The sequence below is a fragment of the Mycobacterium sp. MUNTM1 genome (genome assembly GCF_054660795.1).
This window is the reverse complement of sequence record NZ_BAAGDE010000077.1, coordinates 1-23,922: the sequence shown is the minus strand read 5'-3', so window position 1 is coordinate 23,922 and position 23,922 is coordinate 1. Positions and strand designations below refer to the sequence as shown.

Genomic DNA, 23,922 nt, shown 5'->3' with positions numbered 1-23,922 from the left:
GCCGGCGCCCCCGGCCGACGTTCCGCCTCCGGCCGACGCGATGCCGCCCGCGCCCCCAGCGGACGCACCGCCCGTCGTGGACACGGACTTCCACGGTTTCGTACCGGCCGGCATGCCGCAGCATGTGTCCGAGGCCGGCTACACCCAGCAACTGTGGGACGCCATCCGGGCCCAGGACGTTCACGGCAACGACGCGCTGGACGCTCTCGCTCAGCCGGCGCCCAGCGCCTGACATCGCCACACTCCCAACACGCCCCGAAAACCCTCCTGTTCGGGGCGTGTTGGGCACGGCGCACCATTCCGGTAGCCGGCCGCACCAGGCTGATCCAGGGCGTGATTACGGCGTCAGGCCGAGCCCACCCACTCCTCGGTGCCGTCGGCGAAGAATTGGTGCTTCCACACCGGTAGCCGCGCCTTGATGGTGTCCACCAGGTGCGCGCAGGTGGCGAACGCCGCCTGCCGGTGGTCGGCGGCCACGGCCGCCACCAGAGCCGCCTCTCCGATGCGCAGCGCGCCGATCCGGTGGCTGGCGGCGACGGCACGCACGCCGCTGGACTGCTCGGCCACATCGGCCACCACCTCGGCGATGACCTGCTCGGCCGACGGGTGCGCGGAATACTCCAGCCGCACCACCCGCCGTCCGCCGTCGTGGTCGCGGATCATGCCGACGAACCCGACGATGGCCCCGGCCGATTGGTGGCCCACCAATTCTTCGTGCTCGGCCAGCGAGATCGGGTGCTCGGTCATGGCGGCGCGCACGACGAGCGTCATCGCTGGTGATCTTTGCCGGCGAGCTGGTCGAGCGCGTGGTCGAGCACACCGGCGAGCACGCCGAGGCCGTCGCGCACCCCGCCGGGCGAACCCGGCAGGTTGACGATCAGGGTCTGGCCGGCCACCCCGCACACTCCGCGCGACAGCACCGACGTCGGCACCTTGGGCAGCCCCGACTGGCGGATCGCTTCCGCCAGCCCCGGAACCATGTAGTCGACGACGGCGACGGTCTGGTCCGGTGTGCTGTCGCTGGGCGAGATGCCGGTGCCACCGGAGGTGATGATGACGTCGACCTCGGCGTCGATCGCGGTGCGCAGCGCGTCGCCCACCGGCGGTCCGTCGGCGACCACCTCCGGCTGCACGTCCGAAAAGCCGCGCTCTGAAAGCCATTCGGCGATGATCGCACCGCAGCGGTCGTCGTACACGCCCGACGACGCGCGAGTCGAGGCGATGATGATGCGGGCTGAACGGGAACTCATGGGCGCGCCCACCTTCCGGTTTTGCCGCCTTCCTTGCGCAGCACTCGAATGTCGTCGATTCGTGCGGCCGGGTCCACCGCCTTGATCATGTCGTAGAGCGTCAGGCCCGCAACGCTGACGGCGCTCAGCGCTTCCATCTCCACCCCCGTGCGGTCGGTGCTACGCACCGTTGCGATGATCTCGATCTCAGACTCGCCCACGGTGAAATCGATGTCGACCCCCGTGAGGGCAAGTTGATGACACAGCGGGATGAGGTCGCTGGTGCGCTTCGCGGCCTGGATGCCGGCTATCCGCGCGGTGGCCAGCGCATCGCCCTTGGGCAGGCCGCCGGACGAGATCAGACCCACCACGTGCGCCGACGTGCGCAGGACGCCGGCGGCGACCGCGGTCCGCTTGGTGGCCGTCTTCTCGCTGACGTCGACCATGTGCGCCGCGCCGTGATCGTCGAGGTGTGACAGGGCGCCCGAGCCGGAGTCTGCCGACGCCCGGCTCGCCGAGGCTTCGGAGGCCTCAGAGGCCCTAGCCATCTGGCGGCCTACCGATTGACGACGGTGACCGGATGCAGGTAGGGCAGATCGGTGGAGGGCAGCGGGAACACCAGCTCGCCGAAGGGGGACAACGCACCCGTGCGATCGGTCACGAGTTCGCTGACCGCGTGGTCGTCGGGGTCGGTCGTCGGCCAGCCGTTGTCGACATACTTGGTCTTGCGGGCTTTGCCCTCAGCAGTGTCAGCCACGAGGTCCATTCTTACAGGTGGCCCCGCAACACGTGGCGGCAAGGGCTCGGGTGCGCCGGGCGGCTTGCAACGTAATGCGATAGTCGACCGTGCCGAGTTACGCTGAAACGACCGTGCCAGTCGTGCTAAATGCAGCCGCGAACAATCCGGTTTTTGCCGTGACGGCTGCTCCTTATCTGCTCCTGGATGCGAAACTCAACATCCGGGCCGTGAACGACGCCTATTTGCGGGCGACAAGCCGCGAGCGAGACGAGCTCATCGGTGAGCATATGTTCGACGCTTTCCCGGATAATCCCGCCGACGCTGCAGCCAGCGGCGTGCACAACCTGCAGGCGTCGCTGAACCGGGTACTGCGGGGCGCGGCCGCGCACGAGATGCCCATTCAGCGTTACGACGTCGCACCCAGCGGCAGTACCGAGTTCATTCCCAAGGTGTGGAGCCCGGTCAACTCTCCGATCACCGATGACGAGGGCCGCGTGGTCGGATTGCTGCACCACGTCGAAGACATCACCCCACTGATCGCTGATGGCATCGACCGCACCGCAGACGCTCGCGCCCTTGCCCTGACGGCGGCGCGCTATCGCGGTTTTCACGACCTTCTGCTGGCTGAGAACTCGAGGTTGACGGCTGCGCTGATCGCGGTAGGCGCCTCGCGCGGGATGTCCGCGGGGTCCGGTCAGCGACGTCGCCGGCTGTGGCGGCTGCTTGCGGCGCGCACCAGCGAGGACTCCCGGCGCGGGTGGTCGGCGTCGTTGTGCGCGCTGGCCGTCGAAGCATTCGACACCGTCGTCGGTGCTGCCATTTCGGTGCGAAACCCGGCCGGCCACCTCGCACTGTTGACCGCCAGCGATGCGCGCGCAAGCAAGATGGAACAGCTCGGCGCTGTAATGATGGAAGGCCCCATACATGCGGCGCTGCTCGGCGGTGTTCCGGTGCACCTCGCCGACATAGCGAGCGACGATGACCTCTGGCCGGATTACGCCGCGGCCGCCCTCGACATCGGAATCGTCGGAGTGTCCGCATTCCCGATGCTGCTCGGCACGGACTTGGTGGGAACCTTCACCGTCTACCGCAGCCAGCGCGAGCGCGCTCCGGACCACACCGAATGGATCGATACCGCGATCGCCGCCGATCTGGCGGTATCGGCTCTCCTCGCCGACGGAGTGCATATCGAATCGCAATTGGGTACCGACGACCCCTACCTCGACGTGACCATCGCCGCCGGGATGCTCAGCTCGCGATTCGACATTTCGTTGGACGACGCCGTGAACAAGTTGCGCCGCCATGCGGCTCGGATGAACGTTCCCGTGCGGCGCATCGCGGCAGAGGCGATCAGGCGCTGGGCCGGCTACCCCAAAGGCCAGGCACGTACCAGCCAGACAATCCCGCCGCCCTGAGCGGCTGCTCGGCACCCGCGACCTGCTTTACGCTGGTCAGCAATGACCGACAACACCCCGGATATCCCGCTGGGGTCTTGGCTGGCCGAGTTGTCCGATGAGCGGCTAATCCGACTGTTGGAATTGCGGCCGGACCTCGCCCAGCCGCCACCCGGCAGCATCGCCGCACTGGCCGCGCGCGCCCAGGCCCGCCAGTCGATCAAGGCCGGCACCGACGACCTCGACTTCCTGCGCCTGGCCGTTCTCGACGCGCTGCTGGTGCTGCAGGCCGACGCGGAGCCGGTGCCGACCGCGAAGCTGCTGGCGCTGGTCGATGACCGCGCCCCCGAAACCGACGTCCTCGACGCCGTCGACGATCTCCGGCAACGCGCCCTGGTCTGGGGTGAGTCCGCGCTGCGGGTGGCCGCCGACGCCGCGACGGGACTGCCGTGGCATCCCGGCCAGGTCATTCTCGAGGACACCTCGCGCGGTGCCGAGCAGATCGCCGGCCTGATCGACGACCTCAACCAGGCGCAACGCGATGTGTTAGAGAAGCTCCTCGAGGGCTCCCCGATGGGACGCACCCGCGACGCCGCGCCCGGCGCGCCCGCCGACCGGCCGGTGCCCCAACTGCTGGCCATGGGGCTGCTGCGGCGCATCGACGCCGAGACGGTGATCCTGCCCCGCCACGTCGGGCAGGTGCTGCGCGGCGAGCAGCCCGGCCCCATGCAGCTGACCGCACCCGACCCGGTGGTCTCGACGACCACGGCCGACGACGCCGACGCGGCGGCCGCCGGGGCCGTCATCGACTTGCTGCACGAGGTCGACGTCCTGCTCGAAACGCTCTCCACCGCACCGGTTTCCGAGCTGCGCAGCGGCGGGCTGGGCATTCGTGACGTCAAGCGGCTGAGCAAGGTGACCGGGATCGAGGAACCGCGGCTGGGTTTGATCCTCGAAGTCGCGGCCGCGGCCGGATTGATCGCCAGCGGCATGCCCGATCCCGAGCCGGTCATCGGCGAGGCGCCGTACTGGGCGCCGACCATCGCCACCGACCGGTACGCCGTGATGCCGGCCTCCGAGCGCTGGCAGCTGTTGGCGAGCGGCTGGCTCGACCTTCCCGGTCGCCCGGCGCTGATCGGCAGCCGCGGCCCCGACGCCAAGCCCTACGGGGCCCTCACCGACGGGCTGTACTCCACGGCCGCACCGCTGGATCGCCGGCTGTTGCTCGGCATGCTGTCCGAGCTGCCCCCCGGGGCCGGCGTCGACGCGGCGGCGGCGTCCGCGGCCCTGATCTGGCGGCGTCCGCGCTGGGCCAAGCGGTTGCAGCCCGGACCCGTCGGGGACCTGCTCGCCGAGAGCAACGCCCTGGGCCTGGTGGGCCGGGGGGCGATCAGCACGCCCGGCCGCGCGCTGCTGGACGACGATGATCCGCAGGTCGCGATCGAGGCGATGAACAGGGCCCTGCCCAAGCCGGTCGACCACTTCCTGGTGCAGGCGGACCTGACCGTGGTGGTGCCCGGCCCGTTGGAACGCGACCTGGCCGAGCAGCTCGCCGTCGTTGCCACCGTCGAATCGGCCGGCACCGCGATGGTGTACCGCGTCAGCGAGCAGTCGATCCGGCACGCACTCGATGTCGGCAAGACGCGCGACTGGATGCATTCCCTATTCGCCAATCATTCCAGAACGCCGGTGCCCCAAGGACTTACGTATCTCATCGACGATGTCGCGCGCCGGCACGGGCAGCTGCGGATCGGCATGGCCGCGTCGTTCGTGCGCTGCGAGGACCCCGCGCTGCTAGCGCAGGCTGTGGCCGCGCCGGCGACCGAAGCGGTGCAGTTGCGGGCGCTGGCGCCGACGGTCGCGGTGTCCCCGGCGCCCATCGCCGAGGTGCTCGTGGCGCTGCGTGCCGCGGGCTTCGCTCCGGCGGCCGAGGATTCTTCCGGCGCCATCGTCGACGTGCGTCCGCGCGGAGCCCGGGTGGCCACACCCCAGCAGCGCCGGCCGTATCGCCCGGTCCGGCGGCCCAACAGCGAAAGCCTCAACGCGGTGGTCGCGGTGCTGCGCAAGGTGACCGCCGCGCCGTTCGGCAACATCCGCGTCGATCCCGCCGTCACCATGACCCAGCTGCAGCGCGCGGCCAAGGAACAAGACACCCTGGTGATCGGTTATCTGGATGCGGCGGGCGTGGCGACCCAGCGGGTGGTGTCGCCCATCACCATCAAGGGCGGTCAGCTGGTCGCCTTTGATTCGGCGTCCGGGCGGCTGCGTGACTTCGCCATCCACCGCATCACGTCGGTCGTGTCGGCCACCGCCCGATAATGGTTTGGCATGCGGAAGCACAGATGAAAAGGAGTGGCGCTGACCATGTCTGACGGACCGTTGATCGTGCAGTCGGATAAGACGGTGCTGCTCGAGGTGGACCACGAGCAGGCCGGCGCGGCGCGCGCCGCCATCGCGCCGTTCGCCGAGCTGGAGCGCGCGCCCGAGCACGTGCACACGTACCGCATCACGCCGCTGGCGCTGTGGAATGCCCGCGCCGCCGGTCATGACGCCGAGCAGGTGGTCGACGCGCTGGTGAGCTTCTCGCGCTACGCGGTGCCGCAGCCCCTGCTGGTCGACATCGTCGACACCATGGCCCGTTACGGCCGCCTGCAGCTGGTGAAGAACCCCGCGCACGGCCTGACGCTGGTGAGCCTGGATCGCGCGGTGCTCGAAGAGGTGCTGCGCAACAAAAAGATCGCCCCGATGCTCGGCGCCCGCATCGACGACGACACCGTCGTCGTGCACCCCAGCGAGCGCGGCCGCGTCAAGCAGATGCTGCTCAAAATCGGTTGGCCAGCAGAGGATCTCGCGGGCTATGTGGACGGCGAGGCGCATCCGATCAGCCTGGCCCAGGACGGCTGGCACCTGCGCGACTATCAGCAGATGGCCACCGACTCGTTCTGGTCCGGCGGCTCCGGGGTGGTGGTGCTCCCGTGCGGCGCCGGCAAGACGCTGGTGGGCGCGGCCGCCATGGCGAAAGCCGGTGCGACGACGCTGATTCTGGTCACCAATATCGTCGCGGCGCGGCAATGGAAGCGCGAACTGATCGCACGCACGTCACTCACCGAGGACGAGATCGGCGAATACTCCGGCGAGCGCAAGGAGATCCGGCCGGTCACCATTTCGACGTATCAGATGATCACGCGGCGCACCAAGGGCGAGTACCGTCACCTGGAGCTCTTCGACAGCCGGGACTGGGGTCTGATCATCTACGACGAGGTACATCTGTTGCCGGCGCCGGTGTTTCGGATGACCGCCGATCTGCAGTCGAAGCGGCGCCTGGGCCTGACCGCCACGCTGGTCCGCGAGGACGGCCGCGAGGGCGACGTGTTCTCGCTGATCGGCCCGAAACGCTATGACGCGCCGTGGAAGGACATCGAGGCGCAGGGGTGGATCGCTCCGGCCGAATGCGTCGAGGTGCGGGTCACCATGACGGACAACGAGCGGATGCTCTACGCCACCTCCGAGCCCGAAGAACGGTACAAGCTGTGCTCGACGGTGCACACCAAAATCGCTGTGGTCAAATCGATCCTGTCGAAGCATCCCGGCGAGCAGACGCTGGTGATCGGCGCCTACCTCGATCAGCTCGACGAGCTCGGCGCCGAGCTGAACGCCCCGGTGATCCAGGGGTCGACCCGGACCAAGGAACGCGAAGAGCTGTTCGACGCGTTCCGGCGCGGCGAGCTGTCCACCCTGGTGGTGTCGAAGGTCGCGAACTTCTCCATCGATCTGCCGGAAGCCTCTGTGGCAGTGCAGGTTTCGGGAACATTCGGGTCACGTCAGGAGGAGGCGCAACGGCTGGGCCGGCTGCTGCGGCCCAAGTCCGACGGTGGGGGCGCCATCTTCTATTCCGTGGTGGCGCGCGACAGCCTGGACGCCGAGTACGCCGCGCACCGACAGCGCTTCCTGGCCGAGCAGGGGTACGGCTACATCATCCGCGACGCGGACGACCTCCTGGGGCCGGCGATTTAGCCTGCGGCGCAGGCAAGTTCAGCGCGACAGGATGGTCGCCGACGCGGTACCGGGCGCGCCGTACACCTGGGCCAGCCCGACGCGCGGGTTGCCGGGCACCTGACGCTCCCCCGCCTCGCCGCGCAACTGCCGCACCAATTCGTGCATCTGCCGCAGCCCCGACGCACCGATCGGCTCGCCGTTGGCGATCAGCCCGCCGTCGGTGTTGACCGGCATCGAGCCGTGGATCTCGGTGGCGCCGTCGGCCAGCAGCTTCTCCTGCTCGCCGTCCGCGCACAGACCGGTCTCGGCCATGTGGATCACCTCGGCGCCGGCGTCGGTGTCCTGCAGCTGCGCGACGTCGACGTCCTCCGGGCCGATGCCCGCCGCCTCGTAGGCGGCCTTGGCGGCATACACCGTCGGCGACGCGTCCTCGTCCAGCGGCGCCGACGTCGCGTGCACCTCGTAGGCACCGAAGCGCCGGGTCCGGATCTCGCAGGCGCGCACGTAGACCGGCTTGTCGGTGAACTTCTCGGCCAGATCCGCGCGACACATGATGACCGCGGCGGCCCCCTCGTCGGGCGCGCAGAACATGTACTGCGTCAACGGGTAGTTCAGCGCGGGCGAGTTGAGGATGTCCTCGACGGAGATCTCCTTGCGCCGGAAGGCATTCGGGTTCAGCGCACCATTGCGGAAGTTCTTGTTGGCCACCCGCGCCAGCGTCTCCTGCGAGATGTTGTGGTCGTGGATGTACTTGTTGGCCTTCATGCCGAAGAACTTGGTGGTGACGAACTGGCCGTTGTTGGCATACCACTGGGGCAGCGCCAGCTTGGCGGGGTCGTCGGTGAAGGCACCGCGCGGGTGCTTGTCGAGCCCGATCGCGATGCCGATGTCGTACTTGCCCAGCCGGATGGTGTCGGCGGTCTGCTGGATGGCGCTGGCCGACGTGGCGCAGGCGTTGAACACGTTGGTGAAGGTGATGCCGGTCAGCCCGACCAGCCGCGTCACCGCGTCGGGGTTGGAGACCTCGTAGCTGCCCCCGAAGCCGAACTGGATATCCTTCCAGGCCACGCCGGCGTCTTTGAGCGCGAGCTGGACGGCCTCGGCGCCCATCTGCATCGCGGTCTTCTCGAACCGGCCGAACGGGTGCAGGCCTACGCCGATGATGGCGACGTCGTTGGTCATCTCAGGCTCCTGACTCAGACCGGCTGAAACGCGAACGTGATGATTTCGGCGCCCTCGTCGTCGGTCGCGAACGGCACCATGGTGAGTTCGACTTCCTGGCCGAACTGCAGCTTGGCCGGGTCGTTCTCGGTCAACCGTCCCTCGACGCGGATGACGTCACCGAGCTGGACCAGCCCCACGCCGAACGGCACGAAGTCCTTGCCGGTCGGGCCGGCATAGGGAGCGCCGGGCGGGAAGCCCTGGGTGGTCCACGCCACCAGCGTCCCGCGCCGGGGCAACAGCACGTCGGACATCTCGGCGGCGCTGCACCGCGGGCACCACTGCTGCACCGGGAAGGTGGTGGCCGCACATCTGCCGCATCGGCTGCCGATCAGCTGCGGGCTCTCATCGGGCCAGGTAGAGATCTCGGGCGCTAGTGCCTTCTGCATCGAGGGATCCTCCAGGATCGTCCACAATCCGCCAACAGAATATTGCTCACTGAACCGTATAACAGCTTTCCGAAAACTGGAAACCGCATTCTCATGCACGGGAGGAAGGCCAGGCCATCGGCCGCGGAAGGGGCGGCGATAAGTTGGGCGCATGACGGTCACGGTGATACTCGAGCTCAGATTCAAGCCCGACGAGGTCGCTGCGGGGCGCGAGCTGATGGGCCGGGCGCTGCAGGACACCCGGGCGTTCGACGGCAACGTCCGCACCGACGTCCTCGTCGATGAGGACGACGAAGCGCACTGGCTCATCTACGAGTTGTGGGAGACGGTCGAACACGACGAGGCGTACCGCGCGTTTCGCGCCGGCGAAGGCAAGCTGACACAGCTTCCTCCGCTGCTGGCCGCGCCACCGGCCAAGACCAGGTACATCACCAGCGACATCTAGCTCAGCGCGGGAATCACTTCGCGTTCGAACAGCTCGATGCCGGAGCGGTCGTAGGCGGCCTCGGGGAAGTAGCAGATCGCGTATTCGCACCCGAGGTCGCGGACCTTGGTGATCCGCTCGATGACTTGTTCGGGTGTGCCGGTTGCCCCCTCCGAACCGCCGGAAAGCATGGCATCCGCCGCCGCCTCGGGGACGTAGCGGGACATGCGGTCGCGTATCCGCTTCTTCCGGTCTTTCACGTCGGCCTCGGAGGTGCCGACGATTGCGCTGAAGTTGGCCGAGCGCACGATCGCGCCGAAGTCGGTGCCCACCTCACGACAGTGCTCGGCCAACACGTCCGATTTGTGTTTGAAGGCCTCGAGCTCCGGCGTGAAGTTGGTGTAGTGCGCGTACCGCGCGGCGATGCGCAATGTCACCCTCTCGCCACCGCCGGCGATCCATAGCGGAATCCCGTTGTTCTGCAACGGTTTCGGTTCAACGATTGCGCCGTCGACCTGATAATGCTTGCCGTCCAAGCTGACCTTGCCGTCGCACCATGCATCGCGCATGATCTGCACGCCTTCGTCCAACCGGCCCAATCGCACACCCGCCGAAGGGAATCCGTAACCGTAAGCGCGCCATTCGTGTTCGTACCAGCCGCCGCCGATGCCCATCTGGATGCGGCCACCGGAGATGATGTCGGCCGTCGCGGCCACCTTGGCGAGGTAGACGGGGTTGCGGTAGCTCATCGCCGTGCACATCTGGCCGAGTTTGATCCGCGACGTGGTGGCCGCGTAGGCCGCCATCAGCGACCACGCTTCATGCGTGGCCTCGCCTGTCGGCATGGGCACGGTGTGGAAGTGGTCGTAGACCCACAGCGAGTCCCACGCACCGTTGTCGGCGTAGCTGGCCAGATCGCGCATCACCGCCCAGTGCTTTTCGGGTTCGATGTCGACCAGATCCATCCGCCAGCCCTGCGGGATGAAGAGTCCAAAGCGCATAACTAGGGACTGTAGCCCTGGGTTAGCCACCCAGCGCGTCGAGTGCGGCCGCCACCGACTTCTCCCGCAGCTCCGCGTGGGGCGCATCGGGAAACTGCACGCAGCAGTCCTGCAAACCGCCGAACGCGACCACCGCCCGCGTGGACTGCGCGAGCGTCGGCTTCTTGCCGAATACCAGCCTGGCGAGCCGCTCCCGCCACGCCAGCACGGTGTCGATGAGGTCGAGATCGATGAGCGTGGACAGCTCGGTCAACAGCAGCACCAGATCGCGCCGGTGTCGGTAGTGGAAATCGAAATAGCCCTCCAGCAGCTCACGCACATCGTTGCGGCGGCGGGCCTCGTGGTCGGCGACGAACCGTTCGCCCTCGTCGATCAGGGGCACCAGGATGCTGCGCACCAGGTCTTCGCGCGACGGAAAGTGGTAGTAAAGCGCGGGTTTGGTGATGCCCAGCTCATTTGCGATGTCCTGCAGGCTGGTGCGCTGCACGCCCCGCTGCAAGAACAGCTCGCGGGCGACCTCCTGGATACGTTCACGGGTGTCCGACCGGGGCCTGCTCACCTCCCGAGTTTATCTGACTTACCGATAGGTAAGTGGGATGTTATGCTTACCGAACGTTAAGTAAGTGTGGGAGGTGATCATGCGGATACTCATCTCTGGATCCAGCATCGCCGGCCCGGTCCTGGCGTACTGGCTGACCCGGTACGGCTTCGACGTCACCGTCGTGGAGCGCGCGCCGACGCTGCGCAAAACCGGCGGCCACGCCGTCGACTTGTTCCGTCCCGCAATGGAGATCTCGGCGAAGATGGGCGTCCTCCCCCGCATCGAGGCACTGGCTACCGGGACGGACCGGCTGACGATGTACCGGGAAGGCCGGCCCAAGGCCGTCCGGATCGACCTCGCCAAGATCTACGCCGCCACCTCCGATTCGCACGTGGAGATCATGCGCGACGATCTGAGCGAGATCTACTACGACGCCGGCCGTGACGACGTCGAGTACCTGTTCGGCGACTCGATCACCGCGATCGAGCACGACGGCACCGTGACATTCGAACACGCCGCGGCACGCACCTTCGACGTCATCGTGGGCGCCGACGGGCTGCACTCCCATGTCCGGCGCCTGACCTTCGGCGAGGAGGCCGAGCTGACGCGCTTCCTCGGCGGGTACCTGTCGGTGGTGTCGGCCCCCAAGGCGCTGGTCGAGGCCGGCGAGATGGTCGCTCACGTCGGTGCCGGCCGCTTGGCCGGGATCTACACGGCGGATCACCTGGACGACGCCCGCGCGGTGTTCATGTTCCGCAGCAAAACGGAGTTGGACTACGACCATCACGATGCGTTGCGGCAGAAGGAATTACTGCACCAGGCGTTCACCGGGCTGCACGAACAGGTGGACGGCTGGCTGGGCGAGCTGGAGCGCACGCCCACCTTCTACTTCGACTCGATCACCCAACTGCGCACCGATCGGTGGTCGCGCCGCCGGGTCACGCTGGTCGGCGACGCCGGATACTGCCCGGGTCCCGCGGTGGGCGGCAGCACCAGCCTCGCCGTGCTCGGCGCCTACGTGCTGGCCGGCGAACTCGCCGAGGCCGACGGCGACCACCTGCGCGCCTTCGCCGCCTACGAGTTGCGGATGCACGAACCGGTGCACCGCAGCCGGAATTTCGCCCGCGGCGCCGCCAAGGCTATCATCCCCGGTTCACGAATTGGCTTGTGGGCGTTGACCCGTGGCGCCCAGCTGATCTCGGCGATGCCGGGGTCGCTGTCCCGGTCGGTGGCCAAGCTCAACACCAAGGGCATCCGGATGCACGATTCGATGCCGGTTCCCGAATACACCGGAAGCGACGTCTGACAGCATGTCCTGTAGGGCCGCGGCAGCCGCGCGCCACGAAGGGAAGGCCTCGCATGGAACTGACCGGTGTTGGAATCTGGAGTAGTCAACTGCGCTACGGCGACCCGGCCGAATCCGCCGAGGCCGCAGCCGAACTCGACGAACTGGGCTTCCCGGCCCTGTGGATACCCGACGTCGGCGGCCCGGTGTTCGACGCGGTGGGCCATCTGCTCGGCGCGACCAGGCGGACCGTGATCGCCACGGGCATCCTGAACCTGTGGATGCATTCGCCCGCCGAGGTCGCAGAATCCTATGCGACGCTGACCGCCGAGCACGGCGACCGCTTCCTGCTCGGAATCGGCGTCAGCCACGCGCCGCTGATCGACGCGGGCCAACCCGGGCGATACCGCAAACCGCTGGCGGCGACGGCGGCTTTCCTGGACGGGTTGGATGTGGCGCCGCGGCCGGTACCCACCGAGCGCCGAGTGTTGGCCGCGCTCGGCCCCAAGATGCTGACGCTGTCGGCGACCCGCGCCGGCGGCGCCCACCCGTATCTCGTCACCCCCGAGCACACCGCTTCCGCCCGTTCGACTTTGGGTCGCGGCCCGTTGCTGCTTCCCGAACAGACGGTGATCCTGACCGACAGCGCCGACGAGGCGCGGCAGATCGGAACCGATTGGCTGCGCGCGTATTTGGCGCTGCCCAACTACGCCAACAACCTGCTGCGCAGCGGTTTCTCCCAGGACGACCTGTCGCAGGTCAGCGATCGGCTGTTCAACGCGATCATCGCGTGGGGTGATGAGGAGTCCGTCATGCGCCGCGTCGCCGAACATCGGTCCGCGGGTGCCGACCACGTCTGCGTCCAGGTGCTGCGGGCCGATCCCCGGGCCTTCCCACGGGAGGAATGGCGCCGCATCGCCGCGGCCTCCAGGTGATCGGCCTAGGGTGAGATATGGCTTCCAAACAAACGCTGTTTCGGATCTTTTACCGCATCGGGTTCACCCCATGGGATGGTCACCCGCTCGCGCAGAGCGTGCGGGATCTGGTCGAGGGAACGCCCGATGCCGCGGCGCTGCCCGCCGGGCCGGCCCTGGAAGTCGGCTGCGGCACGGGTGACTGCTCCATCTACCTGGCCCAGCACGGCTGGGACGTCACCGCGGTCGACTTCGTGGCCAAGCCCCTCGAGCGGGCGCGCGCCAAGGCACGTGCGGCCGGCGCCACGGTCGAGTTCGTCCAGGCCGACGTCACCCAGCTGAGCCGGACCGGGATCGGCGCGAACTTCGAGCTGATCGTCGACAACGGGTGCCTGCACAACATGAGCGACGCGGATCGCGACGCCTACGTCCGGGAGATCACCGCCGTCGCGGCACCCGACGCGCGGCTGCTGATCGTCGCGTTCGTTCCGGGCGGTCGGGTCGGGGTGCGCGGTGTCGACCGCGCCGAGATGGAACGGCGATTCACCCAGAGCTGGACGCTGTTGTCGGCCGGGGCCGAACGCGAGCTGGACCGCGCCGAGAAGACCCCGGCCTGGTACTACCTGTTCCAGCGGAACCCTTGAGCGCCCGCGGCTTTCGGTATAGATGGACACACTGTCGACGGCGCGCGGACTGTTAGGCAAACCGTGCCGCGCGTTTGGCCAGGAATGCGTCGATGCCCTCACGGCCATCGGCGCCGGCCGCGCAGGACGCGATAAGCCTGCCCTCGATCTCCATCTGCTCTTCGAGGCCGTTACCGAACGTGGTCAACAGCAGCTTCTTTACGGCTGACCCGGATTCCCTTGCCCCAGCGGACATCTCGGTAGCCAGCGCATCTGTGCGAGCGACGAGGTCGACGTCCGGGACAACCTCGGTGATCAGACCCCAATCCAAGGCCTCACGAGCCGACAGCCGTCGGTTGGTCAACATCAGCTCCTGAGTGCGGCGGACTCCGATCAGCCGGGGCAGAAAGTACGACGAGCTACCGTCGGGGCTCAGCCCTGCCCTGGTGTAGGCCATGGTGAACGACGCAGATTCGGCAGCGATTACCAGATCGCCCGTCATCGCGAGGCTGAATCCGGCGCCTGCGGCCACCCCGTTGACGGCGGTTATGAGGACCGCATCCATGCGCGCGAAGGTGGAGATCGCACGGTGCAGATCGTCGGCGATCCCCTTGACGTAGGGGCCGGGGCCAAGCGGCGACGACGCCATCGCCTTGAGATCCCCACCGGCGCAGAAGAACCGGCCGGTGGCGGTCAACAGCACTACCTTGGTGGCGGTCGCATCACATCGTCGGGCTACGTCAGCCAATTCGCGGGTCATGGCATCGTTCATGCCGTTGGCGTCGGCCGGACGGTTCAAAACGATGCGCGCAATCGAACCAGCTTGGTCGAAGTCTAACGTCGCATATTCGGTCATGCCGGTCACACTATCCGGCCGATAGGCGGGACCCGACGCGCTATGGCACGTCGACCACCGCGATGAACGCGGATCGCGCGGCCCTGGTCTAGGGGCTCAGCGTTGGTGCCGCGCGCCCGTTAGGCGTCCCAACACGCGAAAGCCCCCGAAACCTCGTTGTTTCGGGGGCTTTCGCGTGTTGTAATGCTTAGCTCAGCGACGCCGGCGGCAGGAAGCGGTCGCCGTACTTGGCCGCCAGTTCCTTGGCCCGGGCCACGAAGGCTTCCTTGCCGATGCCGTGCTTACCCTCGTAACCGACGATGAACTGGGCGCTGCCACCGGTGTACGGCGGGAAGCCGATGCCCATGATCGAGCCGATGTTGGCGTCGGCGGTCGACGTCAGCACGCCCTCGTCGAGGCACTTCTGGGTCTCCAGCGCCTCGGCGAACAGCATCCGATCGATCATGTCCTGCAACGGAATCTCCGCGCTGCCGGACTTGAACGTCTCGCGCAGGCCCGGCCACAGCCGGGTCCGCTTGCCGTCGACGTACTCGTAGAAGCCGGCGCCCTTCAAGCGGCTGGGCCGGCCGAGCTCGATCATTTTCTCGACGACGGCCTCGGCCGGGTGCGGCTCGTAGGTGCCGCCCGCGTCCTCGACGCCCTTGCGGGTGGCCGTCGCGATCTTGTGCATCAGCTCCAGGTTGAGCTCGTCGGACAGCTGCAGCGGCGGGGCCGGGTAGCCGGCCTGCGAGCCGGCGTGCTCGACGCTGGCCGGCTCCACGCCCTCGCCCAGCATCGCCAGCGCCTCGTTGACGAACGTGCCGATGACCCGGCTGGTGAAGAATCCGCGGCTGTCGTTGACCACGATCGGGGTCTTGCCGATGGCCAGCGTGTAGTCGAACACGCGGGCCAGTGCCTCGTCAGAGGTCTTCTCGCCCTTGATGATTTCCACCAGCGGCATCTTGTCGACCGGCGAGAAGAAGTGGATCCCGATGAAGTCCTCTTGGCGCTTCACGCCTGTCGCCAGACCGGTGATCGGCAGCGTCGAGGTGTTGGACCCCAGCAGCGCGTTGGGCTCGACGATGTCCTCGATCTCCTGGAAGACCTTGTGCTTGAGCTCCTGGTTCTCGAACACGGCCTCGATCACGAAGTCGACGCCCTTGAGGTCGGCCGGGTCGGCGGCCGGGGTGATGCGGTCGAGCAGCGCCTTGCTCTTCTCCTCGGTGGTCTTGCCACGCTGAAGCGCTTTGGCCTCAAGTTTTTCCGAGTAGCCCTTGCCTTTCTGGGCGGCCTCGAGGCTGACGTCCTTGAGCACCACCTCGTAGCCGGCCTTGGCCGAGACGTAGGCGATACCGGCGCCCATCATGCCCGCGCCCAGCACACCGATCTTCTTGATCTCCTGCTTAGCGATGCCCTCCGGACGTGACCCGCCGCCGTTGATGTGCTGCAGGTCGAAGAAGAACGCCTGGATCATGTTCTTGGCGACCTGGCCGGTGACCAGCTGGGTGAAGTAGCGGCTCTCGATGCGGCTGGCCGTGTCGAAGTCGACCTGCGCGCCCTCGACGGCGGCGTCCAGGATGGCCCGCGGCGCCGGCATCGGCGCGCCCTTGAGCTGCTTCTTGAGCAGCGCCGGGAACGACGGCAGGATGGCGGCCAGCGCGGGGCTGGACGGGGTGCCGCCGGGCATCTTGTAACCCTTTTTGTCCCAGGGCTGTTCGTGCGAGTCGGGGTTGGCCTTGATCCACGCCTTGGCGGCGGGCACCAGTTCCTCGACCGAGCCGACGAGCTCGTCGACCAGGCCGATCTCCTTGGCCTTGTCCGGTTTGAAGCGGGTGCCCTGCGACAGGATGTTCATGAACGCGTTCTGGATGCCGAACATCCGCACGGTGCGGGTCACGCCGCCGCCGCCGGGCAGCAGGCCCAGCGTCACCTCGGGCAGGCCGACGACCAGACCCTTGACGTCCGCGGCGATGCGGTGATGACACGCGAGCGCGATCTCCAGGCCACCGCCAAGTGCGGCGCCGTTGATGGCCGCGACGACCGGCTTGCCCAGGGTCTCCAGCGCGCGCAGGTCACGCTTGACCGACTCGACGGTGTCGAACGCCTCACCGGCGTTTTCCGGGCCGAGGTTGATCATGCCCTTCAGGTCACCGCCGGCGAAGAAGGTCTTCTTCGCGCTGGTGATGACCACGCCGGTGATCGAATCCTTCTCGGCGGCAAGGCGTTCCACAGCGTTGTGCATCGACTCGCTGTAGTGCTCGTTCATCACGTTGGCCGACCCGGTGGGGTCGTCCAGGGTCAGCGTGACGATGCCGTCGGCGTCCTTATCCCACTGAATGGTGTTCTCTGCCATGGTCTTAAACCCTCTCGATGATGGTGGCGACACCCATGCCGCCGCCGATGCACAGCGTGATCAGGGCGCGACGCGCGTTGCGGCGCTCGAGCTCGTCGACCATGGTGCCGGTGATCATGGCGCCGGTGGCGCCCAGCGGGTGGCCCATCGCGATGGCGCCACCGTTGACGTTGAGCTTCTCGTCCGGGATGTTGAGGTCCTTCTGGAACTTCAGCACCACCGACGCGAACGCCTCGTTGAGCTCGAACAGATCGATGTCGTCGATCGTCATGCCCGCGCGGTCGAGCACCTTGCGGGTGGCCGGGGTCGGGCCGGTGAGCATGATGACCGGGTCGGAGCCGCTGGTGGCGGTGGCGACGATGCGCGCCCGCGGGGTCAGCCCCTGCGACTTGCCCGCGGCCTCCGAGCCGACCAGCACCAGCGCGGCGCCGTCGACGATGCCGGAGCTGTTGCCGCCGGTGTGGACGTGGTTGATCTTCTCGATCGAGTGGTACTTGGTCAGCGCCACGTCGTCGAAGCCGCCCATCTCGCCGATGCCGTCGAACGCGGTCTTCAGCTTGCCCAGGCCCTCCAGCGTGGTGTCGGGCCGCATGTGCTCGTCGTGGTCGAGGATGACCAGGCCGTTCTGGTCGCGCACCGGCACGACGGACTTGGCGAAGTAGCCGCCCGACCATGCCGCGGCCGCCTTTTCCTGCGAGCGCAGCGCGTAACGGTCGACGTCCTCGCGGGAGAATCCCTCGATGGTGGCGATCAGGTCGGCGCCGATGCCCTGGGGGACGAAGCCGATCCGGTAGTTGGTCTCGGGGTCGGTCGCCCAGGCGCCGCCGTCGGAGCCCATCGGGACGCGGCTCATCGACTCGACACCGCCGGCCAGCACCAGGTCGTCCCAGCCGGAGCGCACCTTCTGCGCCGCGGTGTTGACGGCCTCCAGGCCGGAGGCGCAGAACCGGTTGAGCTGCACGCCGCCGGTGGTCTCGGGCAGGCCGGCGGCCAGCACCGCGGTGCGGGCGATGTCGCCGCCCTGGTCACCGACCGGGGACACGACGCCCAGGATCATGTCGCTGATCAGGTTCTCGTCCAGGTCGGGGAAACGCCGGCGGAGCTCGTCAACCAGGCCCACGACCAGGTTGAGCGGCTTCACCTCGTTCAGCGAACCGTTGCGCTGCTTGCCCCGCGGGGTGCGGATGGCCTCATAGATAAAAGCTTCTTCGGACATACGACTTCCTGTTCTCCGAATTGGGTTCGAATCCGTCTTCACGACTAGGTTCCGCGCCAGCCTAACAGGGGCCCCGGCCAACCTGTTGGTTGGCCAAGACCGCGCAGCTCAGGGGCTCGACCGTGACTGCATCGTCACGCTCGACGCCGAGCGTGACGATGCAGTCACTCTCAGGCCCCCGGAAGTTAAGCTCGACCTCCATGACGGTGTCGCGACTGCGCCCCTATGCGACGACGGTGTTCGCCGAGATGTCGGCGCTGGCCGCGCGGATCGGAGCGGTGAACCTTGGCCAGGGGTTCCCCGACGAGGACGGGCCCCCGGCCATGCTGAAGGCCGCCCAGGAGGCCATCGCCGACGGCGTCAACCAATACCCACCGGGCATCGGCATCGCGCCGCTGCGCCACGCCATCGCCGCCCAGCGGCAGCGCCGCTACGGCATCGAATACGACCCCGACACCGAGGTGCTGGTGACGGTCGGGGCGACCGAGGCGATCGCGTCGGCGGTGCTCGGGTTGGTCGAACCCGGCTCCGAGGTGCTGCTCATCGAGCCGTTCTACGACTCCTACTCGCCGGTGGTGGCGATGGCCTCCGCCCAGCGGGTGGCCGTGCCGCTGGTCCCCCATGGCCGCGGCTTCGCCCTGGACGCCGACGCCCTGCGCCGGGCGGTGACGCCACGGACCCGCGCGCTGATCGTCAACTCCCCGCACAACCCGACCGGCACGGTGCTGAGCGCCGAGGAGCTCGCGGCCATCGCCGAGGTCGCGATCGCGGCCGACCTGTTGGTGATCACCGATGAGGTCTACGAGCATCTGGTGTTCGACGGGCGACGACATGTGCCGCTGGCCGGCTTCGACGGCATGGCCGAGCGGACGATCACCATCTCCAGCGCGGCCAAGATGTTCAACTGCACCGGCTGGAAGATCGGATGGGCTTGCGGCCCAGCACAACTCATCGCCGGGATACGCGCGGCCAAGCAGTATCTGAGCTACGTCGGCGGTGCGCCGTTCCAGCCGGCGGTGGCCCTGGCGCTGGAGACCGAGGACGCGTGGGTGGCCGGCCTGCGCGCCACTTTGCAGGCCAGACGTGACCGGCTGGCCGCCGGGCTGATCGACGTCGGGTTCGAGGTGCACGACAGCGCCGGCACGTACTTCCTGTGCGCCGATCCGCGACCGCTGGGCTACGACGACAGCAGTGCGTTCTGCGCGACGCTACCGGAAAAGGTTGGGGTGGCCGCGATCCCGATGTCGGCCTTCTGCGACCCGGCCACCACGAACGGCCCGGCCGACGTGTGGAATCACTTGGTGCGCTTCACCTTCTGCAAGCGCGACGACACCCTCGACGAGGCGATCAAGCGGCTGGCCGCCCTCCGCTAGCGTTTCCTGGCCGGGCCGAAACCCTCGAGCCCCATCACCCGCTTGCGCAAGCCCTCCAGCGCGGAGTAGAGGATTTTCTTGCGGGCCCGGGCAACCCAGAACTCCGGCAGCGGCGCCCACGGTTCAACGGTGATGGTGAATCGCACCCTGGTCCTTTCGTCACCCAGCCGGCTCAAGTTGTACTCCCCGTGCTGACCGTGTTGTTGGGCGGTCCGATGGGCATCCCACACCATCCAGTCCGGCCCCCAGTTGTACTCAAGCAGTTCCGTGTCATGGATGCCGGTCACCGAGATCGTGACCTTCACATGGTGCGGCAGACCATCGGGATGCTTGTCGACGACCTCGACCCGCTTGTGCACCGACGACCACGACGGCACCGCGTCCATGTCGGCGAGCGCCTCCATGATCAGATCCGGAGGCGCGTCAATAACGATTTCCGACGATGCTTGTATGGCCACCGCTTACCAGTAAACAACAGCACCGCCGCTGACGACGGCCAAACCGCAGACGCCGACTATTCGGGCTCAGCCGAACTGTCGCCGCGGTTTACCAGGTCGCACAATCCCTTTACCGCCGCGTCGAGGACGCTTTCGCTTGCGCGACGCACGATGAACGCGGGCATGGGCCGGCCGGGTTCGACGGTGATGTCGAAACGCACTCGGGTCTGGTCGATCCCTTCGGGTTTGAGCGTGTACTCGACGTGTTGCCCATGCTGCTGGGAGGTTCCCTTGGCGTCGTAGACAACCCAATCGGGGCCCCAGTGGTATTCCAGGACCTCCTTGTCGACCAGCCCGAGAACCTTGATGGTGGTTTTGACATGGTGCGGCCGGCCGTCGGGATACCGGTCGATCACCTCGATGTGTTTGTGCAGCGGCGACCACGACGAGAGGACGCCGACATCTGTCAGCGCTTCCATGACCACTTCTGGCGGCGCGTTGACGACAAATTCCCGTGATGCTTTTACGGCCACTGAGCATCAACTTAGCAACGCCGGCCCGGATGCGGACCGGTTCGCCGTAAACAGTTTGCTACCAGTTGATTTCGCTGAGCGGTGTGGTCGCCGCCGGGGACGGTCCGACCGGTCCGGCCGGGGTCCGGGAAAACCGCGGGGCGGGCGCGGCCTGGTCGGCGCCGTGGGCGGTGATGACCGTCGACCGCGCCCGCAGGTGCTCATCGGCGGCGGCCTCGCTCCATGTCAGCACCGGGGTGACACAGGCGTCGGTGCCCGCGAAGGTCTTTGCCCATTCGTCGCGAGTGCGGCCGGCGAATCGTTGGGTGAAGACCTCGCGCATCCGCGGGTAGGCGGCTCTGTCGTGTTGGGCGGGCACCTCGCCGGGCGTCAGGCCAAGTCCGGTGAGCAACGCTGCGAAGAATTGTGGCTCGATGGCGCCGACGGCGACGTATCGTCCGTCGGCGGTCTCGTAGCAGCCGTAGAACGGGGCGCCGCCGTCGAGCAGAAACGACTCGCGTCGGTCCCGCAGTGCGCCAGTGGACTTCATCGTCCACATCATCTGGGCCAGCAGGCTGACCCCGTCGACCATCGCCGCGTCGATCACCTGCCCCGCGCCCGAGCGTTCCCGCTCGTACAGGGCGACCGCGATGCCGATCACCACCAGCATCGACCCGCCGCCGAAGTCGGCGACCAGGTTCAGCGGCGGCATCGGTGGCCGGTCGGCGTAACCCAGCGCCGACAGCGCACCGGTCTGCGACAGGTAGTTGATGTCGTGACCGGCGGTCGGCGCCAGCGGCCCGTCCTGTCCCCAGCCCGTCATCCGCGCATAGATCAGCCGCGGGTTGACCGCCGCGCAGTCGTTCGGCCCGATGCCGAGGCGCTCGCAGGTGCCGGCCCGGAAGCAGTCCAGCAGCACGTCGGCCTTGCCGGCCAGCTCCAGCAGCATCCGCGGCTGCGCCTTGACGTCGAGGTCGACGATGCGCTTGCCGCGGTGCAGCAGATCGCGGTCCTCGGCCGGCATCCCCAAACCGCCCGCTGGACGCCGCACCCGCACCACGTCGGCACCCAGATCGGCGAGCAGCATTCCCGCGTGCGGCCCCGGTCCGATGCCCCCGAGTTCGATGACGCGCACCCCCGCCAGCGGCCCGCCGCCCACGGCGGCTACTTGCCCTTCTTGACCTGGAGCACCCGCTCGCGCAGCGCCTTGGTCGCCGAATCGATCGTTCCCTTCACGGCGCGCTTGAGCACGAAGCCGGGCAGCGGCACGTTCGGGTCGGCGAGCAGCTCGAACTTGACCAAGGTCCCGTCGCCCCGCGGCACCAGGGTGTATTTCCCGTCCTGCGCCTTCTGCTGCGAGGAACTGACCAACTTCCAGCTGACCACGTTGTCGCCCCACGTGTAAGCGACCACCTGTTCGTCGGTGATCCCGGCGACCTTGACCTTCATCTTCACCTGGCGGGGGCGCCCGTCGTCGCCGGTGTCGAGGATCTCCGCGCTCTGATGCGGCTCGGACCATTCGGGCATCGCTTCGAAGTCGGCGATGACGTCCAGAATCTCCTCCGGACTGGCGTCGATGACGATCTCCCGGGATTCTTTGAGTGCCATGGCCCGCACGATACTGGCAGGGCGTCTCACCCGGAACGGATTGGACCGAGCGTACCGTCGTGCCTGTGACTGATGCCGCGACCGATCCCGCATACACCGTCGGTGACTACCTGTTGGACCGCCTCGCCGAACTCGGCGTCTCGGAGATCTTCGGCGTTCCCGGCGATTACAACCTGGAATTCCTCGACCACATCATCGCCCACCCCAGCATCCGCTGGGTCGGCAACGCCAATGAGCTGAACGCCGGCTACGCCGCCGACGGGTATGGGAGGCTGCGCGGAATGTCGGCATTGGTAACGACTTTCGGCGTCGGCGAGCTCTCCGCGGCCAACGCGGTCGCGGGCAGCTACGCCGAGCAGGTGCCAGTGGTGCACATCGTCGGCGGTCCGTCCAAAGACGCCCAGGGCACCCGCCGGGCGTTGCACCATTCGCTCGGCGACGGCGACTTCGAGCACTTCTTCCGGGTCAGCCGCGAAATCACCTGCGCCCAAGCCAATCTCATGCCCGCGACGGCCCGCCGGGAGATCGACCGGGTGCTGTCCGAGGTGCGCGAGCAGAAGCGCCCCGGCTACATCCTGCTGTCCACCGATGTGGCCCGCTTCCCCACCGAGCCGCCCGAGGCGCCGCTGCCCCGCTACACCGGTGGCACCAGTGCCCGCGCCCTGGCGATGTTCGTCGAGGCCGCGACCGAACTCATCGGCGACCACCGGATCACCGTGCTCGCCGACCTGCTGGTGCACCGCCTGCAGGCAATCAAAGAACTCGAGGCGCTGCTGGCCGCCGACGTGGTGCCGCACGCCACGTTGATGTGGGGAAAGAGTCTGCTCGACGAGAGCTCACCCAACTTCCTGGGCATCTACGCCGGGTCCGCCAGCGCGCCGGCGGTGCGCGCCGCGATCGAAGAGGCACCCGTGTTAATCACCGCCGGAGTCGTGTTCACCGACATGGTCAGCGGCTTCTTCAGCCAGCGCATCGACCCGGCCCGCACCATCGACGTCGGCCAGTATCAGAGCAGCGTGGCCGGAGAAGTCTTCGCGCCGTTGGAGATGGGCGCCGCACTCGAGGCGCTGGCCACCATCCTGGTCCGGCGCGGGATCTCGTCGCCGCCGGTGGTGTCGCCGCCGGCCGACCCGCTGCCGCCGCCCCCGCCGCGCGACCAACCGCTCACCCAGAAGTTGTTGTGGGACCGCCTGTGCGTGGCCCTCACACCAGGCAACGTGGTGCTCGCGGACCAGGGCACTTCCTTCTACGGCATGGCCGACCATCGGCTGCCGCACGGCGTGACCTTCATCGGTCAACCACTATGGGGCTCAATCGGTTACACATTGCCCGCCGCGCTCGGCGCGGCGGTGGCGCATCCGGACCGCAGAACAGTGTTGATCATCGGGGACGGCGCCGCGCAGCTGACCGTCCAAGAGCTGGGCGCGTTCTCACGCGAGGGGCTCTCCCCCGTCATCGTGGTGGTGAACAACGACGGCTACACCATTGAACGGGCGATCCACGGCGAAACCGCTCCGTACAACGACATCGTCAATTGGAAGTGGACGGACGTGCCCCGCGCGCTGGGCGTCACCGATCACCTGGCGTTCCGGGTCCAGACGTACGGCGAGCTCGACGACGCCCTGACCGCCGCCGCGGCGAACCAGGACCGCATGGTGTTCGTCGAGGTGGTGTTGCCGCGGCTCGAAATCCCCAACCTGCTGGTCGAACTCGTCCAGCCGACGTCACCGGACGGCAGTCCGCGACGATGACGCACTAGCTGTAACTCTTTGACAGGTTGTGAACGGCGTGGTGAGCGGAAGTAGGTGAGGACCTCCGGTATCGGTGTGGTT

24 protein-coding genes and 1 pseudogene are annotated in these 23,922 nt (G+C 67.7%); 10 read left to right on the top strand and 15 right to left on the bottom strand.

Going from position 1 to position 23,922, the window contains the following annotated elements:
- A pseudogene (locus tag ACYQ8K_RS27605) lies at positions 1-232 on the top strand (transglycosylase family protein); the annotation flags it as partial.
- A gap of 113 nt (positions 233-345) precedes the next feature.
- On the opposite strand, the gene ACYQ8K_RS27600 reads toward ACYQ8K_RS27605, so the two are convergent.
- Genes ACYQ8K_RS27600 through ACYQ8K_RS27585 form a run of 4 tightly spaced genes read right to left on the bottom strand, consistent with a single transcriptional unit; the run spans position 346 to position 1,986 of the window.
- The gene (locus ACYQ8K_RS27600; protein ID WP_459974171.1) at positions 346-771 is read right to left on the bottom strand and encodes a molybdenum cofactor biosynthesis protein MoaE; all 426 of its coding nucleotides are present in this window, start codon (positions 769-771) and stop codon (positions 346-348) included.
- Positions 768-1,250, bottom strand: a complete 483-nt coding sequence (locus ACYQ8K_RS27595; RefSeq protein ID WP_459974169.1) for a MogA/MoaB family molybdenum cofactor biosynthesis protein — start codon at positions 1,248-1,250, stop codon at positions 768-770. The genes ACYQ8K_RS27600 and ACYQ8K_RS27595 overlap by 4 nt, the downstream gene beginning before the upstream one ends.
- Positions 1,247-1,777, bottom strand: coding sequence for a cyclic pyranopterin monophosphate synthase MoaC (gene moaC / locus ACYQ8K_RS27590; RefSeq protein ID WP_459974167.1), 531 nt, complete (start codon positions 1,775-1,777; stop codon positions 1,247-1,249). The genes ACYQ8K_RS27595 and moaC overlap by 4 nt, the downstream gene beginning before the upstream one ends.
- A gap of 8 nt (positions 1,778-1,785) precedes the next feature.
- Complete coding sequence (locus tag ACYQ8K_RS27585) at positions 1,786-1,986, bottom strand: hypothetical protein (protein WP_174320979.1); 201 nt, start codon at positions 1,984-1,986, stop codon at positions 1,786-1,788.
- A 158-nt stretch (positions 1,987-2,144) separates the two neighbouring features.
- Here ACYQ8K_RS27585 and ACYQ8K_RS27580 point away from each other — a divergent pair, with 158 nt between their 5' ends.
- From ACYQ8K_RS27580 to ACYQ8K_RS27570, 3 genes are read left to right on the top strand one after another with little or no spacing between them, the layout of a single operon-like run.
- Complete coding sequence (locus ACYQ8K_RS27580; RefSeq protein ID WP_459974165.1) at positions 2,145-3,383, top strand: PAS domain-containing protein; 1,239 nt, start codon at positions 2,145-2,147, stop codon at positions 3,381-3,383.
- Positions 3,384-3,425: 42 nt separating this feature from the next.
- Positions 3,426-5,681: a helicase-associated domain-containing protein gene (locus ACYQ8K_RS27575; protein WP_459974162.1), complete on the top strand. Its 2,256-nt coding sequence runs from the start codon at positions 3,426-3,428 to the stop codon at positions 5,679-5,681.
- 45 nt (positions 5,682-5,726) lie between these two features.
- Positions 5,727-7,376, top strand: a complete 1,650-nt coding sequence (locus ACYQ8K_RS27570; protein WP_459974160.1) for a DNA repair helicase XPB — start codon at positions 5,727-5,729, stop codon at positions 7,374-7,376.
- 18 nt (positions 7,377-7,394) lie between these two features.
- On the opposite strand, the gene ACYQ8K_RS27565 is transcribed toward ACYQ8K_RS27570, so the two are convergent.
- The gene (locus ACYQ8K_RS27565; RefSeq protein ID WP_459974158.1) at positions 7,395-8,540 is read right to left on the bottom strand and encodes a thiolase family protein; all 1,146 of its coding nucleotides are present in this window, start codon (positions 8,538-8,540) and stop codon (positions 7,395-7,397) included.
- A gap of 14 nt (positions 8,541-8,554) precedes the next feature.
- Positions 8,555-8,968, bottom strand: a complete 414-nt coding sequence (locus ACYQ8K_RS27560; protein WP_459974155.1) for a Zn-ribbon domain-containing OB-fold protein — start codon at positions 8,966-8,968, stop codon at positions 8,555-8,557.
- 151 nt (positions 8,969-9,119) lie between these two features.
- Between ACYQ8K_RS27560 and ACYQ8K_RS27555 the strand changes: the two genes are divergently transcribed.
- Positions 9,120-9,413 carry a putative quinol monooxygenase gene (locus ACYQ8K_RS27555; RefSeq protein ID WP_459974153.1) on the top strand — a complete coding sequence of 98 codons (294 nt, stop codon included), beginning with the start codon at positions 9,120-9,122 and terminating at the stop codon, positions 9,411-9,413.
- Here ACYQ8K_RS27555 and ACYQ8K_RS27550 read toward each other — a convergent pair.
- Together ACYQ8K_RS27550 and ACYQ8K_RS27545 are read right to left on the bottom strand one after the other, a co-directional pair.
- The gene (locus ACYQ8K_RS27550) at positions 9,410-10,393 is read right to left on the bottom strand and encodes an LLM class F420-dependent oxidoreductase (protein ID WP_459974151.1); all 984 of its coding nucleotides are present in this window, start codon (positions 10,391-10,393) and stop codon (positions 9,410-9,412) included. The genes ACYQ8K_RS27555 and ACYQ8K_RS27550 overlap by 4 nt on opposite strands.
- Before the next feature lie 22 nt (positions 10,394-10,415).
- Positions 10,416-10,952, bottom strand: a complete 537-nt coding sequence (locus tag ACYQ8K_RS27545) for a TetR/AcrR family transcriptional regulator (protein ID WP_459974149.1) — start codon at positions 10,950-10,952, stop codon at positions 10,416-10,418.
- Between the two features lie 79 nt (positions 10,953-11,031).
- On the opposite strand from ACYQ8K_RS27545, the gene ACYQ8K_RS27540 reads away from it, so the two are divergent.
- Genes ACYQ8K_RS27540 through ACYQ8K_RS27530 form a run of 3 tightly spaced genes read left to right on the top strand, consistent with a single transcriptional unit; the run spans position 11,032 to position 13,777 of the window.
- Positions 11,032-12,240: an FAD-dependent monooxygenase gene (locus ACYQ8K_RS27540; protein ID WP_459974147.1), complete on the top strand. Its 1,209-nt coding sequence runs from the start codon at positions 11,032-11,034 to the stop codon at positions 12,238-12,240.
- Positions 12,241-12,293: 53 nt separating this feature from the next.
- Positions 12,294-13,154, top strand: a complete 861-nt coding sequence (locus tag ACYQ8K_RS27535; RefSeq protein WP_459974146.1) for an LLM class F420-dependent oxidoreductase — start codon at positions 12,294-12,296, stop codon at positions 13,152-13,154.
- A 17-nt stretch (positions 13,155-13,171) separates the two neighbouring features.
- Positions 13,172-13,777: a class I SAM-dependent methyltransferase gene (locus ACYQ8K_RS27530; protein ID WP_459974145.1), complete on the top strand. Its 606-nt coding sequence runs from the start codon at positions 13,172-13,174 to the stop codon at positions 13,775-13,777.
- Positions 13,778-13,829: 52 nt separating this feature from the next.
- On the opposite strand, the gene ACYQ8K_RS27525 is transcribed toward ACYQ8K_RS27530, so the two are convergent.
- The 3 genes from ACYQ8K_RS27525 to ACYQ8K_RS27515 form a co-directional block, all read right to left on the bottom strand.
- Positions 13,830-14,612, bottom strand: coding sequence for an enoyl-CoA hydratase/isomerase family protein (locus ACYQ8K_RS27525; protein WP_459974143.1), 783 nt, complete (start codon positions 14,610-14,612; stop codon positions 13,830-13,832).
- A 187-nt stretch (positions 14,613-14,799) separates the two neighbouring features.
- Positions 14,800-16,944, bottom strand: coding sequence for a 3-hydroxyacyl-CoA dehydrogenase NAD-binding domain-containing protein (locus ACYQ8K_RS27520; protein ID WP_459974141.1), 2,145 nt, complete (start codon positions 16,942-16,944; stop codon positions 14,800-14,802).
- Between the two features lie 4 nt (positions 16,945-16,948).
- Complete coding sequence (locus tag ACYQ8K_RS27515; RefSeq protein ID WP_459974139.1) at positions 16,949-18,160, bottom strand: acetyl-CoA C-acetyltransferase; 1,212 nt, start codon at positions 18,158-18,160, stop codon at positions 16,949-16,951.
- Between the two features lie 200 nt (positions 18,161-18,360).
- Here ACYQ8K_RS27515 and ACYQ8K_RS27510 point away from each other — a divergent pair, with 200 nt between their 5' ends.
- Positions 18,361-19,533, top strand: coding sequence for a pyridoxal phosphate-dependent aminotransferase (locus ACYQ8K_RS27510; RefSeq protein ID WP_459974136.1), 1,173 nt, complete (start codon positions 18,361-18,363; stop codon positions 19,531-19,533).
- Here the strand turns inward: ACYQ8K_RS27510 and ACYQ8K_RS27505 are convergent.
- From ACYQ8K_RS27505 to ACYQ8K_RS27490, 4 genes are read right to left on the bottom strand one after another with little or no spacing between them, the layout of a single operon-like run.
- On the bottom strand, positions 19,530-19,991 hold the full coding sequence (locus tag ACYQ8K_RS27505) for an SRPBCC family protein (protein ID WP_459974135.1): 462 nt from the start codon (positions 19,989-19,991) through the stop codon (positions 19,530-19,532). The two genes, ACYQ8K_RS27510 and ACYQ8K_RS27505, sit on opposite strands and share 4 nt — an antisense overlap.
- A gap of 56 nt (positions 19,992-20,047) precedes the next feature.
- Positions 20,048-20,503: an SRPBCC family protein gene (locus tag ACYQ8K_RS27500; protein WP_459974133.1), complete on the bottom strand. Its 456-nt coding sequence runs from the start codon at positions 20,501-20,503 to the stop codon at positions 20,048-20,050.
- 58 nt (positions 20,504-20,561) lie between these two features.
- Positions 20,562-21,641 carry a CaiB/BaiF CoA transferase family protein gene (locus tag ACYQ8K_RS27495; RefSeq protein ID WP_459974131.1) on the bottom strand — a complete coding sequence of 360 codons (1,080 nt, stop codon included), beginning with the start codon at positions 21,639-21,641 and terminating at the stop codon, positions 20,562-20,564.
- Positions 21,642-21,646: 5 nt separating this feature from the next.
- Positions 21,647-22,090 (bottom strand): SRPBCC family protein, encoded by a 444-nt coding sequence (locus ACYQ8K_RS27490; RefSeq protein ID WP_459974129.1) that lies wholly within the window; start codon positions 22,088-22,090, stop codon positions 21,647-21,649.
- A gap of 65 nt (positions 22,091-22,155) precedes the next feature.
- On the opposite strand from ACYQ8K_RS27490, the gene ACYQ8K_RS27485 reads away from it, so the two are divergent.
- Positions 22,156-23,841 carry an alpha-keto acid decarboxylase family protein gene (locus tag ACYQ8K_RS27485; RefSeq protein WP_459974127.1) on the top strand — a complete coding sequence of 562 codons (1,686 nt, stop codon included), beginning with the start codon at positions 22,156-22,158 and terminating at the stop codon, positions 23,839-23,841.
- The last annotated feature ends 81 nt before the right edge of the window (positions 23,842-23,922 follow it).

What these genes read in the sequence shown, in the direction of transcription:
- ACYQ8K_RS27600 (WP_459974171.1), bottom strand. Translation starts at nt 771, where the DNA reads ATGACGCTCGTCGTGCGCGCCGCCATGACCGAGCACCCGATCTCGCTG.
- ACYQ8K_RS27595 (WP_459974169.1), bottom strand. Translation starts at nt 1,250, where the DNA reads ATGAGTTCCCGTTCAGCCCGCATCATCATCGCCTCGACTCGCGCGTCG.
- moaC (WP_459974167.1), bottom strand. Translation starts at nt 1,777, where the DNA reads ATGGCTAGGGCCTCTGAGGCCTCCGAAGCCTCGGCGAGCCGGGCGTCG.
- ACYQ8K_RS27575 (WP_459974162.1), top strand. Translation starts at nt 3,426, where the DNA reads ATGACCGACAACACCCCGGATATCCCGCTGGGGTCTTGGCTGGCCGAG.
- ACYQ8K_RS27570 (WP_459974160.1), top strand. Translation starts at nt 5,727, where the DNA reads ATGTCTGACGGACCGTTGATCGTGCAGTCGGATAAGACGGTGCTGCTC.
- ACYQ8K_RS27565 (WP_459974158.1), bottom strand. Translation starts at nt 8,540, where the DNA reads ATGACCAACGACGTCGCCATCATCGGCGTAGGCCTGCACCCGTTCGGC.
- ACYQ8K_RS27560 (WP_459974155.1), bottom strand. Translation starts at nt 8,968, where the DNA reads ATGCAGAAGGCACTAGCGCCCGAGATCTCTACCTGGCCCGATGAGAGC.
- ACYQ8K_RS27555 (WP_459974153.1), top strand. Translation starts at nt 9,120, where the DNA reads ATGACGGTCACGGTGATACTCGAGCTCAGATTCAAGCCCGACGAGGTC.
- ACYQ8K_RS27550 (WP_459974151.1), bottom strand. Translation starts at nt 10,393, where the DNA reads ATGCGCTTTGGACTCTTCATCCCGCAGGGCTGGCGGATGGATCTGGTC.
- ACYQ8K_RS27540 (WP_459974147.1), top strand. Translation starts at nt 11,032, where the DNA reads ATGCGGATACTCATCTCTGGATCCAGCATCGCCGGCCCGGTCCTGGCG.
- ACYQ8K_RS27535 (WP_459974146.1), top strand. Translation starts at nt 12,294, where the DNA reads ATGGAACTGACCGGTGTTGGAATCTGGAGTAGTCAACTGCGCTACGGC.
- ACYQ8K_RS27530 (WP_459974145.1), top strand. Translation starts at nt 13,172, where the DNA reads ATGGCTTCCAAACAAACGCTGTTTCGGATCTTTTACCGCATCGGGTTC.
- ACYQ8K_RS27525 (WP_459974143.1), bottom strand. Translation starts at nt 14,612, where the DNA reads ATGACCGAATATGCGACGTTAGACTTCGACCAAGCTGGTTCGATTGCG.
- ACYQ8K_RS27520 (WP_459974141.1), bottom strand. Translation starts at nt 16,944, where the DNA reads ATGGCAGAGAACACCATTCAGTGGGATAAGGACGCCGACGGCATCGTC.
- ACYQ8K_RS27515 (WP_459974139.1), bottom strand. Translation starts at nt 18,160, where the DNA reads ATGTCCGAAGAAGCTTTTATCTATGAGGCCATCCGCACCCCGCGGGGC.
- ACYQ8K_RS27510 (WP_459974136.1), top strand. Translation starts at nt 18,361, where the DNA reads ATGACGGTGTCGCGACTGCGCCCCTATGCGACGACGGTGTTCGCCGAG.
- ACYQ8K_RS27490 (WP_459974129.1), bottom strand. Translation starts at nt 22,090, where the DNA reads ATGGCACTCAAAGAATCCCGGGAGATCGTCATCGACGCCAGTCCGGAG.